This is a genomic window from Testudinibacter aquarius (assembly GCF_004342725.1).
GTDB classification, from domain to species: Bacteria; Pseudomonadota; Gammaproteobacteria; order Enterobacterales; family Pasteurellaceae; genus Chelonobacter; species Chelonobacter aquarius.
In genome coordinates this window covers 222,237-236,082 of the sequence record NZ_SMCP01000005.1, presented here as the reverse complement: position 1 = coordinate 236,082, position 13,846 = coordinate 222,237, and the positions used below count along the sequence as shown (strand labels likewise).

Annotated in this window: 15 protein-coding genes; 11 read left to right on the top strand and 4 right to left on the bottom strand. The window is 44.9% G+C overall.

Annotation, left to right across the window (positions count from 1 at the left end; translation table 11 throughout):
- The 5 genes from EDC16_RS07270 to nadE all read left to right on the top strand — a co-directional run.
- The coding region (locus tag EDC16_RS07270) for a transposase (protein ID WP_208857782.1) at positions 1–592 on the top strand (592 nt) is incomplete at its 5' end.
- Positions 593–998: 406 nt separating this feature from the next.
- Entirely contained in the window at positions 999–2,024 is a 1,026-nt protein-coding gene (ompA, locus tag EDC16_RS07265; RefSeq protein ID WP_132966905.1) for a porin OmpA, read from the top strand.
- A gap of 177 nt (positions 2,025–2,201) precedes the next feature.
- A complete protein-coding gene (locus EDC16_RS07260; RefSeq protein WP_416069074.1) occupies positions 2,202–3,245 on the top strand; it encodes an AI-2E family transporter in 1,044 nt (347 codons plus the stop codon).
- A 155-nt stretch (positions 3,246–3,400) separates the two neighbouring features.
- Positions 3,401–4,525 (top strand): nicotinate phosphoribosyltransferase, encoded by a 1,125-nt coding sequence (locus EDC16_RS07255; RefSeq protein WP_132966901.1) that lies wholly within the window; start codon positions 3,401–3,403, stop codon positions 4,523–4,525.
- A 1-nt stretch (position 4,526) separates the two neighbouring features.
- Positions 4,527–5,267, top strand: a complete 741-nt coding sequence (nadE, locus tag EDC16_RS07250) for an NAD(+) synthase (protein WP_132966899.1) — start codon at positions 4,527–4,529, stop codon at positions 5,265–5,267.
- A 106-nt stretch (positions 5,268–5,373) separates the two neighbouring features.
- Here the strand turns inward: nadE and EDC16_RS07245 are convergent, their stop codons facing one another.
- Both EDC16_RS07245 and EDC16_RS07240 read right to left on the bottom strand, forming a co-directional pair.
- Positions 5,374–5,940, bottom strand: coding sequence for an acetate uptake transporter (locus EDC16_RS07245; RefSeq protein ID WP_132966897.1), 567 nt, complete (start codon positions 5,938–5,940; stop codon positions 5,374–5,376).
- A 126-nt stretch (positions 5,941–6,066) separates the two neighbouring features.
- A complete protein-coding gene (locus EDC16_RS07240) occupies positions 6,067–6,966 on the bottom strand; it encodes a DMT family transporter (protein ID WP_132966895.1) in 900 nt (299 codons plus the stop codon).
- A gap of 232 nt (positions 6,967–7,198) precedes the next feature.
- Here EDC16_RS07240 and EDC16_RS07235 point away from each other — a divergent pair, with 232 nt between their 5' ends.
- The 5 genes from EDC16_RS07235 to EDC16_RS07215 all read left to right on the top strand — a co-directional run bounded on the left by EDC16_RS07235 (position 7,199) and on the right by EDC16_RS07215 (position 11,909).
- Positions 7,199–9,652 carry a DmsA/YnfE/YnfF family dimethyl sulfoxide reductase gene (locus tag EDC16_RS07235; RefSeq protein WP_132966893.1) on the top strand — a complete coding sequence of 818 codons (2,454 nt, stop codon included), beginning with the start codon at positions 7,199–7,201 and terminating at the stop codon, positions 9,650–9,652.
- Positions 9,652–10,272: a DMSO/selenate family reductase complex B subunit gene (locus EDC16_RS07230; RefSeq protein WP_132966932.1), complete on the top strand. Its 621-nt coding sequence runs from the start codon at positions 9,652–9,654 to the stop codon at positions 10,270–10,272. Before EDC16_RS07235 ends, EDC16_RS07230 begins: the two co-directional genes overlap by 1 nt.
- Before the next feature lies 1 nt (position 10,273).
- A complete protein-coding gene (locus EDC16_RS07225) occupies positions 10,274–11,191 on the top strand; it encodes a DmsC/YnfH family molybdoenzyme membrane anchor subunit (protein ID WP_198362736.1) in 918 nt (305 codons plus the stop codon).
- 186 nt (positions 11,192–11,377) lie between these two features.
- The gene (locus EDC16_RS07220) at positions 11,378–11,632 is read left to right on the top strand and encodes a type II toxin-antitoxin system RelB/DinJ family antitoxin (RefSeq protein ID WP_132966889.1); all 255 of its coding nucleotides are present in this window, start codon (positions 11,378–11,380) and stop codon (positions 11,630–11,632) included.
- A 1-nt stretch (position 11,633) separates the two neighbouring features.
- Positions 11,634–11,909, top strand: a complete 276-nt coding sequence (locus EDC16_RS07215; RefSeq protein ID WP_132966887.1) for a type II toxin-antitoxin system RelE/ParE family toxin — start codon at positions 11,634–11,636, stop codon at positions 11,907–11,909.
- 109 nt (positions 11,910–12,018) lie between these two features.
- Here the strand turns inward: EDC16_RS07215 and EDC16_RS07210 are convergent, their stop codons facing one another.
- Entirely contained in the window at positions 12,019–12,942 is a 924-nt protein-coding gene (locus EDC16_RS07210; protein WP_132966885.1) for a cupin domain-containing protein, read from the bottom strand.
- A gap of 129 nt (positions 12,943–13,071) precedes the next feature.
- Between EDC16_RS07210 and EDC16_RS07205 the strand changes: the two genes are divergently transcribed.
- The gene (locus EDC16_RS07205; RefSeq protein ID WP_132966883.1) at positions 13,072–13,410 is read left to right on the top strand and encodes a carboxymuconolactone decarboxylase family protein; all 339 of its coding nucleotides are present in this window, start codon (positions 13,072–13,074) and stop codon (positions 13,408–13,410) included.
- 90 nt (positions 13,411–13,500) lie between these two features.
- Here EDC16_RS07205 and EDC16_RS07200 read toward each other — a convergent pair whose 3' ends face one another.
- Positions 13,501–13,845, bottom strand: a complete 345-nt coding sequence (locus EDC16_RS07200) for a cation:proton antiporter (RefSeq protein ID WP_157330458.1) — start codon at positions 13,843–13,845, stop codon at positions 13,501–13,503.
- Position 13,846: the final 1 nt, after the last annotated feature.

The window sequence follows — 13,846 nt, the reverse complement described above, 5'->3', positions numbered from 1 at the left end:
TGCCGGTTACTTTACAGCCCCTGTGGCAGAAAGTCTTGAACGACGAGAGATTGCAGGCGTTTTCGGTTATCGTCGCCCACCGCGTACAAAAAATAGCTATAAAAAATCCAAGTTTAACTACGATGTCAATACAGACACTTACCGTTGTCCACAAGGTGAAACCTTAATCTTCCGCACCATCAGCCGTGATGGCTACCGCAGTTACAGTACCTACGCAAGTACCTGTTTAAACTGTTTGGCACGTTCAAATTGCACGAAAAGTCAAACCGGGGCAAAAGTCATTACTCGGCACCTCTATGCCGATGCCATAGACCGAGCCAACACAAGGCGATTAAGCGAGCAAGGCAAAGTATTTTACAAACGCAGGGCTGAAACGGTTGAACGGAGTTTTGCTGATGCGAAACAACACCACAATCACCGCTACGCCCGCTTTCGTGGGGTCACTAAAGTGCAAATCCAATGCTTCTTAGCCGCTATGGCACAAAATATCAAGAAAATTGCTCTATGGGTATGGGCATTGCTGCGCTTTATTTTAGGAAAAATAGCCTTATTAAACGCAGATTTTAAGCCATATAGGCTTCATCTAATCTAAAAAAGTATTTTGACCCACTACGCCCAAAATAAAACCCACTATCCATAAAAATTAGTGGGTTTGTCAGCAGTCTGAAACCCGGTATAGCCGGGTTTTATATCGCTAAATAGCAGTGAAAATAGTGTTAAAAAGTACTTTTTTTAACTTAACCGCTTAAAAAAAGAACTATTTTTTGTAAGAAGTATTGATTTTCTTTGAGACTACTAGGATAATTCAGCAATACTCAGTTCACCTAGTGGATTCATTATTATATAAAGAGTATGGGACGATTCAGCTTATTCAGGTGTGAATCAAAACTTAAATACAATTTTTTTCAATAGTGGAATTATGGCTTCAATTGAAGCTGGTGGGTTCTAACTATTATGAAATTTGTATCATAGATGAAAACAAATAGAGGATCATCAAAATGAAAAAAACTGCAATTGCATTAGCTATCTCTGGCTTAGCATTAGCATCTGTAGCACAAGCAGCACCACAAGCTAACACCTTCTATGCAGGTGCTAAAGCAGGTTGGGCTTCTTTCCACGATGGCTTGAATCAATTTGAAGATCAAGCAGAAGCAATGGGTACCTTACGTAACTCTGTAACTTACGGTGTTTTCGGTGGTTACCAAATCACTGATAACTTCGCAGTTGAGTTAGGTTACGATGATTTCGGTCGTGCTAAAATCCGTGAATTAGGTAAAACAGTAGCAAAACACACTAACCACGGTGCTCACCTAAGCTTAAAAGCTAGCTATCCTATTCTTTCTGACTTAGATGCTTACGCTCGTGTGGGTGCAGCATTAGTTCGTTCAGATTATAAAGGCGAAGCAGTAGAAAGAGATCACAAATTACAAACTTCAGCGGTATTTGCCGGTGGTTTGGAATATGCGATTATGCCTTCACTGGCATTGCGTGTTGAATACCAATGGTTAAATAATGTTGGTAAAAAAGTCAACTCATTCTCCACTGACTACCGTCCAGATATCGGTTCTGTCACTGCAGGTCTGTCATACCGTTTCGGTCAAGGCGTTGCAGCAGCTCCTGAAATCATCACTAAAAAATTCGCATTCAGCTCAGACGTATTGTTTGACTTCAACAAATCCAGCTTAAAAAATGGCGGATCTGAAGCATTAGACGGTATGACTGCTGAAGTAGCTAATTCAGGTTTAGCAAACCCTAACTACAATGTAGCGGGTTACACAGACCGTATCGGTTCTGATGCTTACAACCAAAAATTATCTGAAAAACGCGCTGAAACTGTAGCTAACTACTTAGTTTCTAAAGGTGTTGATCAAGCTAACGTAACTGCAGTAGGTTACGGTAAAGCAAACCCGGTTACCGGCAGCAACTGTGACACAGTGAACGGACGTAAAGCGTTGATCGCTTGTTTAGCCCCGGATCGCCGTGTAGAAGTTGCGGTTCAAGGTGCAAAAACAGTAACTATGTAATATAGCACTCGTTCTATCATTTCTAAAACCCGGCTAGTCCGGGTTTTTTTATGTCTGAAAATGAATAAATACAATTCCGGCAATAAAATAAGGTACAATCATAGACAGTCAGACAGCCCCTAGTCACGATGAAAAGGATATGATGAAATGAAGCCTAAAAATGTGTTACCCAAAATTATACAAAATGATAATCCGTCACTTCAATTGATATTCACAGCGGCTTGTATAATTATTATTTTAGCTGGCATAAAAGCAGCCGCGGACATCATCACCCCTCTGCTATTGGCTTTATTTATTGCGATTGCTTGCTCTCCTTTAATAAAAAAAATGATTGATTATAAAGTTCCGCAATGGCTTGCAATTACCCTGTTGCTCTGTTTTATTTTTACCCTTTTCAGTGTTTTTGCAACCTTAGTCGGAGCTTCGGTAACCGAATTTACCGCATCGGTGCCACAATATAAGCTTCTGTTATCTGAAAAAGTGGGCTGGTTGACGACATTAACCGAGAAATACAATATTTCAGCATTACTGCCGAGAAAGAGAATATTGGAAAGTCTAGATCCAAATACACTGATGAATTTTATGAGTAATATGCTAGGACAGTTGTCTGGCATGTTGAGTAATATTTTTGTATTGTTCCTGATCGTGGTGTTTATGTTGCTTGAAATTCCACTGGCAAAACAAAAACTGACTTATTTGGTCAGTAATCAACCACGAGGCGAACAAATCCAGCTGAAAAGTGACGTTTATCGGGTTATTGACAGTGTTATACGCTATTTATCGATCAAAACATTAGTCAGTATTCTTACTGGGGTATCCATTTATATCATATTGAAATTACTGAATATTCAATATGCCATTTTATGGGCAAGTGTTGCCTTTCTCTTGAATTATATTCCAAATATTGGCTCGATTATCGCTGCGATTCCGGTGGTGATACAGGCTTTTATTCTTAATGGCTCGGTTGAAGGTATTTTAGTCATCGTGGCATATTTTTTAGTCAATACGATATTTGGTAATATTGTAGAACCGAAAGTGATGGGAAAACATTTGGGATTGTCGACATTGGTCGTATTTATTTCACTAATTTTTTGGGGATGGTTGCTTGGTATGGTCGGTATGTTCCTCTCGGTGCCCCTGACAGTGGCGACTAAAATTGCCCTAGAAGCCAACCCTCTGACTGAAAGATTTGCTTATTTGCTCGGCAATGGTGAAAAATAGAGCCGATTAATCGTCCTTGCTATATTTCGTGTTTTTCGAGATTGGTTCTATTTTTATCAAAATAAAGCTTGATTAATACAGAAAAAAGGTTCAAATTAAACAGAATCTATTTTTTGTAGCATATACTTTTTATTTTGATTAAGTTGAGAACCGTAATGTGTGAAAAAGAATTTGAGCTGAAACAAAAAGGTAAGTTGGCGAGGCTGACAAACCGCACTTTTAAGTTTGATCCGCGGATTAAAGACGGTTGGTTTTCAGCGGTTTATTTCTTGAAAACCAGCAAAATTGTAGCAAATCGTATCCCCCGACAAACCGTGAGTATGCAATTTTTTCAAAAAAATGAAGCGATTGTGTGCGGTATGGATGAAGCGATTGCGCTGTTGCATACTTTTGCCGCGAATCCGCAAAACCTTAAAATTTGGGCGTTGAATGACGGAGATAAAATCTCGCCGTTTGAAACCGTGTTGATGGTGGAAGGCTATTATGAAGATTTTGGCTATCTGGAAGGCATCATCGACGGGATTTTAGCACGACGTACATCGGTGGCAACACACGTTTATAACGTGGTGCAGGCGGCAAGTGGTAAGCAAGTGATCTTTATGGGGGATCGTGATGACCATTTTTCACAGCAAGCCGGTGACGGCTATGCCGCTTATATTGGCGGCATGAGTGCGCAGGCAACCTATGCAATGAATGAGTGGTGGGGCAGTGACGGTGTCGGCACGATGCCACATGCGCTGATTCAGTTGTTCAACGGCGATTTAATTCAGGCGTGTGAAGCCTATTTGGCAACGTTTCCTGAGGATAATTTGGTTGCGCTGGTGGACTATAATAATGATGTGATTGAAGATTCACTCAAGGTGGCTCGCCATTTCGGTAACAAATTATATGGCGTGCGGGTCGATACTTCCGCCAATATGGTGGATCAATATTTTCTTAGAAATCAACATGAATTCGGACAATATGACTTGCGCGGCACTAATCCGCGCTTAATTAAATTGTTGCGTCGCCATCTGGATGCCGAAGGGTTTCAGCATGTAAAAATTATTGTCAGTGGTGGTTTTGACTCGACAAAAATCCGTTTATTTGAGCAACTGAAAACACCGGTTGACTCCTACGGTGTCGGTTCTAATTTGCTGAAAGTGAATATCGGTTTTACCGGCGATTGCGTTCGCTTAAACGGCAAAGAGCAAGCCAAACAAGGGCGCCGCTACCAGTTTAATCCACGTTTACAGCCAGTACGGTATGCAGCTGAACAACATGCCGAACGAGAGGAATAATATGACGTTGCAACAATATGCAGATTATTTAGTAGAGTGGTTGGAGCAGCAGCGTCATTTTTATGGTGCGAAAGGCTATGTGATCGGCATTAGTGGTGGCATCGATTCGGCAGTGGTGGTGAATTTGTTGATGAAAACCGGGGCGCCGGTGCAAGGCTTGATTTTACCGTCGGATACCACCTCTGCCCAAGATATTGCCGATGCTTATGCTGTTGCAGAAAGTGCGGGTTGTGCGGTGATTGAAGCCTCGATCAGCCCGAGCTACCGCACTTTTATGCAAAGCATGCAGCCATTGTTCCGTGATGATGCCGAGCGGCAGAATGTGATTGCCGGTAATGTGCAGGCACGGTTACGTATGATAACCCTGTATGCAGCGGCGCAAAATCAGCAGGCGATCGTGGTCGGCACTGATAATGCGGCAGAATGGCATACCGGTTATTTCACCAAATATGGCGATGGCGGTGTTGATGTTGTGCCGTTGGTGCAACTGCGCAAAGAACAGGTGTTTGAATTAGGGCGACTGCTTGGTGTACCGCAAGCGGTGTTAGACAAAGCGCCAAGTGCCGGCTTATGGCAAGGGCAGACTGATGAAGATGAAATGGGCGTCAGTTATGCAGAAATTGATGCTTTTTTGCGCGGCGAAACGGTGTCGGCACAGGCACAAAAACAGATTGATTTTTGGTATAACCGCTCTCATCACAAACGTATGTTGGCACCAGCACCGCAGAAAATGGTTGAATAGCCAATATCAACAAACCCTAGAATATACGATTGATATGATAAAGTAGCAACTGTTTTTGGAAAACCCCGTTGCTACTTTGCCTCATCAAATAATTTTGTAAACTAGATTATTTTTTCTCACCGATTGGCAACACTGTTCTGCCATAAGATTCGTTGATCACTTCCGCTGCAGCTAAGTAGAAAGCGCAAAGTGCGGTAATCAATCCTAAGTAACCGCCGACATTGATAATGGTGTGGTTAGCGGTGGCGTCACCGATTGCCAAAGCGTAGAAAGTTAAGGTCAGGAAGAAGAAAATCGCTTGCAGGGCGCGCGGTTTGGCCAGCGTGGCGATGAACATCATCAGGGTGAAGGTGCCCCAAGCGGCCAGATACCATGCAACGAAAGTTGCCGGGGTTTCCCCTTTGAAAAAGGCGACGAACAAGCCCCAAGACCACCAGAATGCGCCGTAGCTGATAAACGCAGTGAAACCGAAGGTATTGCCTTTTTTAAACTCCATAATTCCGGCAATGGCTTGCGCGGTGCCGCCGAAGGCAAATGCCATGGCAATCACCAAACCGAGTGATTGAGTGTCAAAAAAGCCACCGTTGATTAAGCACAATAACCAAGTGGTCAAGGCAAAACCGCATAAACCTAATGGGCCCGGGTTGGCATAACTATTTGTGGTGTTAGACATAAAAGTTCCTTAAATTAAGATAAATGACAATAAAAAGTAGCGCTAAAAAACGGGCGCTAGTATGAATGATTTTAGCATTAAAATATAGTGAAATAAAAATACTCAGCCGCTTGGAATATGACTATTTTAAGGCTTTGTTGAGAAACCGTTGATAAAAATGCCGAGAACGACAATCATCAAACCGACAAATGCCAAGCCACTCGGCATCGGATCGCTGAGCAGCAACACCCCACCCAGTAAAGTGAACAAGATTTCGCCGGCTTGGGTGGCTTCAATGACCGCCAACTGCTTCATATTGTGTTTCACCAATTCGGTTGCTTTGAAAAACAGCAGTGTGGCGATGACGCCGGAAAACAGTGCCACCATAAATGATTGGCTTACTTGGCTAACAGGCGGTAAACCGCTGTTGACACCGGCAATCGTCATGCAAATCAACCAAAACGGCATAGAACACAACACCATACCATAGACCCGCTGTTGTGTTGTCAACCTGTTGCCGACCAGCACCATCATTTTGCGGTTGCCGAGCGGATAAGCAAAGGCGGCCATCAGAATCAACAGTAATGGATACAAGCTCTCCTGCAACGAGAGCGTACGCAGGTTATCAATTTGCAGTAGCACGATTCCCAATACAATCAGGCAGGAAAAAAACAGGTTTCTCAGCGGAATGGCTTGCCCAAACAGCGGCGTCAGCAGAATACCGGCGATAATGGTAATCTGCCATGAACTGGCGACCAGCCATGACGAGGCATAATCTGCGGAGAGTGTCAGCGGCAGATAAAATAAGCCAAAACCAACTGTTGACCACAATAACCACGCAATCGGTGCCTGCCGAATTGCATGGTAAACCGCACTTCGTTTTATCTGCATTCCCAACAGCAGATACAGCATCGGCAACATAAACACAAAGCGCAGCGCCGCTGACCACCAAGCATCGCCGCCAGACAGCGACATACTGCGATTGAGTACAAAAGTGGCGGCAAAAAACAATGAGGAAAACAATCCGAGTAAAATAGCGTTGTTCATAATAATGGCATGTTGGTTGATCTGATTGAGGATTCTAACAGAAATTTATTGTGAATCGTTATATAAATAAATATATATCGATTTATCAATAGTTTGTGATAAAAAATCTTAAGATCTTGTGATTTAGTGTAGTGACTATTCTCATTTGATATTAATCAATTTTAGTTAGATAAAATCCTCTATTATTCTCCTCGGTTATTTTTGATTTTTTTATTTTGTGGGGAGAAATTTTATGGAGAAAAATTCCAAAAACGCTCCGGATTTTGCGACCAGCCGTCGTAGTTTGCTCAAAGGTAGCGCTGCTTTAAGTGGAATTGCCTTGGCTGCAAGTGCGGTGCCAATGCCGGTGTCAGCAGGTGAGCGTGGCACAGCGGCGATGGGTAGTAAAGCGGAAGAAAAATTGGTGTGGAGCGCTTGTACGGTAAATTGCCACAGCCGCTGTCCATTGCGGATGCACGTGCAGGACGGTGTGATCAAATATGTGGAAACCGATAATCTGGGCGATGATGTTTACGGTGATTTTCATCAAGTGCGGGCTTGTGCGCGTGGGCGTTCAATGCGCCGTCGGGTGTACAATCCCGATCGCTTGAAATACCCGATGAAACGAGTCGGTAAGCGTGGTGAGGGCAAATTTAAGCGTATTTCGTGGGACGAAGCCTTTACGGAAATTGCCGATAATCTGCAACGGATCATCGCTGAACACGGCAACGAAAGCCTATATCTACCATTTGCCACCGGCACGTTGGGCGCTACGGTTGCGGCTTCATATCCACCGCCGAGAAGTATTTCCAGCCGCTTTATGAACAGTATCGGCGGCTGCCTGGGCCATCACGGTACTTACAGTTATTCGCAAATCTTTGAAGCCATCCCGTTTATGTACGGCAGCAATGCCGGCAACAGTCCGACGGATATTGAAAATTCGAAATTAGTGGTCTATTTCGGTAATAATCCGGCAGAAACCCGCATGAGTGGCGGTGGTGTAACCTATTTAGTGCAACAAGCGATGGAGCGCTCTAATGCACGCATGATTATGGTCGATCCGCGTTATAACGACACAGCCTCAGGACGGGAAGGCGAGTGGGTTCCGATTCGTCCGGGCACGGATGCGGCGTTTGTTGAGGGGATGGCATATGTGATGATCACCGAAAATTTGGTCGATCAAGCATTTTTAGACACCTACTGCGTCGGTTACGATGAAAAAACCTTGCCGGCTTCAGCCAAGCCGAATGCGCACTACAAAGCCTATATCTTGGGCGAAGGCGACGATCACACCGCCAAAACGCCGGAATGGGCAGCAAAAATTACTGCGATTCCAAAAGAGACAATCATCCGTTTAGCACGTGAAATCGCCACCACTAAACCGGCGTATATCTGTCAAGGGTGGGGACCGCAGCGCCACGCCAACGGCGAACAGGCAGCACGGGCAATTGCGATGTTGGCGTGTTTGACCGGCAATGTCGGTATCAATGGCGGCAACAGCGGTTCGCGTGAAGGATTTTACAGTATTCCGTTTGTGCGTTTGCCGGTCGGTGAAAACCCGATCAAAGCCAAAATTCCGATCTTTATGTGGACTGATGCGGTGGTGCGCGGTGCAGAAATGACCGCGTTGAAAGACGGCTTAAAAGGTGCGGAAAAACTGAATAAACCGATTAAATTTATCTTAAATTATGCCGGCAACTGTATTGTCAACCAACATTCCGACATCAACCGCACTTTAGCAATTTTACAGGACGAAAGCCAATGTGAAATGCTGGTGGTGATCGACAACCACATGACTTCGACCGCCAAATGTGCTGATATTCTGCTGCCGGACTGCACCACCTCCGAGCAGGCAGATTTCTGCATGGACGGCTCGGCGGGCAATATGGGTTATGTGATTTTTGCCGATCAAGCGATTGAACCGCAATTTGAATGCAAACCAGTGTATGACATTCTGGCGGGTATTGCGGAAAAAATGGGTAAAAAAGAGGTGTTTACTGAAGGCCGTAGCCAAGAAGAATGGCTGCGCTATCTGTATCAACAGACCCAAGAGAAAAACCCGTTGTTCCAAGACATCAGCTTTGAAGAGTTCAGACAGCGCGGCATTATCAAACAGCAAGATCCGTCCGGGCATATGGTGGCGTTCAAAAAATTCCGCCAAGATCCGGTGGCGAATCCGTTGACCACGCCGTCGGGCAAAATTGAAGTGTATTCAGAGCGCTTGGCAAAAATTGCTGAAAGCTGGGAACTGGCAGAGGGCGATATTATCAGTCCGCTGCCGATTTATGCTCGCGCGGTGGAAGGTTTTGATGATCCGTTAACAGAGAAATATCCGTTGCAGCTGGTCGGTTTCCATTTTAAATCACGGGTGCATTCCACTTACGCTAATGTTGATGTGTTGGATCAAGCTTCGTTGCAATCGTTGTGGATCAACCCGATTGATGCAGAAAAGCGTGGGATCAAACATAACGAGATGGTGCGAATCTTCAATGATCGTGGTGAAACTCGGGTGATGGCAAATGTGACGCCACGAATTTTACCGGGCGTGATTGCGATGGGCGAGGGAGCATGGTATACGCCCGACGGACAGCGTGTCGATCAAAACGGCAGCTTTAACGTGTTGACCACTCAGCGCCCGTCGCCACTCTCGAAAGGCAATCCGCAACATACCAATTTGGTTGAAGTCGCCCGTGTGGGAGGTGAATGATGACGGCAAAACAATATGGATTTTATATCGATTCGCAGCGCTGCACCGGCTGCAAGACCTGTGAACTGGCGTGCAAAGACTACAAAGATTTAACCCCGGATGTCAGTTTTCGCCGCATTTATGAATATTGCGGCGGCGGTTGGAAGCAAGAAGGCGAAGCATGGACACAGGACGTGTTCTCCTACTATCTTTCGATCTCCTGCAACCACTGCGAAAACCCGGCTTGTGCCAGTGTTTGCCCGAGTGGTGCCATGCACAAACGAGAAGACGGCTTTGTGGTAGTAGATCAAGATGTGTGTATCGGCTGTAAATATTGCAGCATGGCGTGTCCGTACGGTGCGCCGCAATACGACGAAAGCAAAGGGCGCATGAGTAAATGCGACGGCTGTTTTGAACGGGTTGAAGTGGGCAAAAAGCCGATGTGTGTCGAGTCTTGTCCGCTGCGTGCCTTGGATCTGCTGCCGATGGATGAGCTGAAAGCCAAATATGGGGATTTGAAAGATGTGGCACCTTTGCCGCCGTCGCACTACACTAATCCAAATATTGCGCTACGTTTGAACCACAATGCGAAACCGAGCGACGACCGCAGCGGTTTCCTTGCCAACCCGAAGGAGGTGTAATATGGGAATGGGATTACATGAATGGCCTCTGGTGTTTTTCACCGTGTTGGCGCAAAGTGCGGTCGGCGCATTTTGGGTATTCACGCTGTTATTGTTAACAGAAAAAAGCGAGCGTGCCGCAACACGCACGCATTATGTGATGACGGTGTTATGGGGTTTGATGGCGATTGGCTTTATTTTTTCAACCCTGCACCTAGGTTCACCCCAGCGTGCCTTTAATGCCCTGAATCGTATCGGTGCTTCCGGCTTAAGCAACGAAATCGCCGCCGGTTCGGCATTCTTTGCACTCGGTGCAGGCTACTGGGCGTTGGCGACGGCACGCTTATTACCGCAAGCATGGCAAAAACTGCCTGTAGTCGGTTTCGTGGTACGGTTGTTGGCGAATATTTCTGCCAAGTTGCCGTCGATTTGGCGCCCGTTAGCACTGATTGTGGTTAGTATAGTCGGTGCAGCGTTTATCTATGCGATGTCTAAGCTGTATATGATCCCGACAGTGCCGACTTGGAATTCCGTGTTTACGCCGCTTTCATTTCTGCTGACCGCACTTTTGGGGGGCTCAACCCTGGCATTGGCACTGCTAAACAGTGTCAAAGCGGCTGAACGTCTGAACGGCTTGTTGTTAACGATCGCATGGCTGGCGTTTATTGCTGCAGTTATCGTGACTTATCAGCAATACGGCTACTTAGCCGGCATCAGCAGTGCGATTCACCAAGCATTGGATCTAGTGCCGTCATTCGTGCCGGTGATGCTCACGCGCTTTGTATTAATCGCAATCGGCTTATTGTTACTGACTGTGAAAAAAGCCAATACCGCACTTCCGTTTATCGGCGTGCTCCTGATTATCGCTGCGGAATTGCTGGCTAGAATTATTTTCTACGGCTTGCATATGACCGTCGGCATGGCAGCACTGGGATATTGATTTAATCTTTGCTCACCAACAGACCGCACTTTGAGTTGAAAATCAAAGTGCGGTTTTTTTTCGAGTTAAACCCGCGCAACATAAGTTTTACTTGCTTTTTTTATTGCTTTTTTGGAGACTTGGACTAAATTGTATTACAAAATAGTAATGACAATATTGTTATTACATTTATCCGATGGAGGATTTATGGATGCGAGTGTAACCATTCGAGTGGATAGCCGGATTAAGAAGCAAGCGCAAGAAAATGCAAAAAAGCTAGGGATAGATTTGTCAACGGCGATCAGAATGTTGTTAAAACAACTGGCGGCGACACAACGCTTACCAGAGGGATTGCTTCAGCCAAATGAAGAAACATTGCAAGCTATTTATGAATTGGAAAATCAGATAAATACCGCAACATTTAGCACGGTTGATGAATTAAAGCGTGATTTAGGTTGGTGATATGTTTGCGATTGTTCGCTCGGCTAAATTTAAAAAAGATGCCAAAAAGTATCAAAATGATCAAAAAGCCCAATCGATTATTCTTGATGTGATTAGCTTACTCGCTATAGGCGCTCCATTACCGGCTAAATATAAAGAGCATTCCTTGATCGGAAATTATGTCGGTTATCTGGAATGCCACGGCAGACCTGATTTGTTATTGATTTATCAGCGAGACTTTGAAAATAAACAGATCAAGCTATATCGTGTCGGTTCACATGCGGATTTGTTTAAGTGATGCTTAGGGTCTGTCGATCTTTGTTTATAATTTGAGCTATAGACTATTTTTCGCCACTCTTTTTGCTTGATTTATAAACACAAAAGATCAACAGCCCCTAAATTTCCAGCTATTTTTCTATGCGCTGTACCCGGTATTTGCTTGGGGAGATGCCGTATTTCAGTTTGAAGGCTTTGCTGAAGTGGGCTTCAGATTGGTAGCCGACTTCCAGTGCCACCGCCAAAATAGATTTGTTGGTGTTGCACAGCAGCAATTCTGCTTTCTGCATTCTTAATCCCGTTAAAAATTTTCCCGGCAAGGTACCGGTTTTACTTTTGAAAAGACGGATGAAATTAGCGCGCGACATGGTACTCAGTTCTGCCAGATTCTCCATATTCCAGCTGTTTTCCGGATTTTGCAGCATGGCATTCACCGAGTGGTATAGACGTTTGTCTTGCAGTGCGCCTAATACGCCGTTGGTCACGTCTTGGCTGCGTTGGATATAATCGCGTGTAAGGTAGGTAAACAGTACATTACACAGTGCATTGACCACCGAAACCGTACCGATTTCCAACAAAGCTTCTTTTTGCAGCAATTCGAGTAGTGCGGCAACCGAACCGTTGTTGCCGGACAAATACCAGTATTCCGGCAAAATCGCTGGTAATGTCGAATGCCCGGAGTAGTGAAAATAGCCACAGAACATTTCAAAATCATGGGACGCTTGGTTGTTGGTGCGTAAGGTAAACGGACCGTGTTGTAGCTGTTGAAGTGCGGTCAGTGGTGTGTTTTCCTCTGTTGAAACCGCACTTTGATGCTTGCTGTCGATACGGTGGGCGAGACCGTGTGGCAGAAAAAAGACATCACCGGGTTTTAAGTGATAACTCTGTTGATCATTTAATGTCAGGCGGCATTCCCCTTTTGAAATAATGTGAAAAATGCCAAGTGCTTCCGGTTCTTGTTGGTGTTTGAGCTGCCAACTACCTTGAAAGCGGCAAAGCACGTTAATTTTGCCCTCTACTTGGGCAAGTTGAATCAGTCGATCGAGATAGTCCATGGTCATATTTCCGCTTAAGATGAATAAGATAAAAAATGATACTATATAACAATTTATATTGTTTTATAATATCAATAATGAGCGCCGTTAACCAGCGTATTTACCTATTATTTAAATCAGGAGAAAAAAATGTTTGCAGATTGGAAAAATGATGTGAGCCATGTCAAAAAATCTTTCGGACAATTGGGACAGAAATATCCCAAAATGTTGCAAGCTTACGGCGCATTGAATGCGGCGGCAGCGGAAGGAGATGTATTAGATGCTAAAACTCGGGAATTGATTGCACTGGCTGTGGCGGTGACCACGCGTTGTGAAAGTTGTATCGGGGTGCACGCTGCTGAAGCGATTAAAGTCGGAGCAAGCGAAGAGGAAGTTGCGGCAGCGTTGGCGACAGCGATCGCTTTAAATGCCGGCGCCGCTTATACTTATTCGTTGCGTGCGTTAGAAGCATTTAACGAGCAGAAATAGTCTGGCTGTACCGCACTTTAGCTACATTTAGCCACACTTTAACCGCACTTTGAATAACACCCTGTTTATGTGGCATAAACAGGGTGTTGTTTATTTGTGGGGGTTTTCTTGATAGGGCGTAACCGACGGATGGTCTTTTTCGCTGAGCAGACGAGTATCTTTAACCGCAGCACGGGCCAGCATGTGTGACGCCAGTGGCAGCGTGAGGATCAGGAAAAAACTCATAATCACTAAACGGAGTGTCCATGCCCACTCTTGTGCCAGCAAAATTGCCGCCAACGAAATCAAGGTGATTGCCAAAGTGCCGGCTTTGGTTGCTGCGTGCTGTTTGCTTAAAGTATTAGGCAAAATACGAATCCCAAGTGCGGATACGACAAGACTTAATCCGCCGAGCAGTAATAAAATAATTCCCAGTATCTCAAGAATAGTATTCATG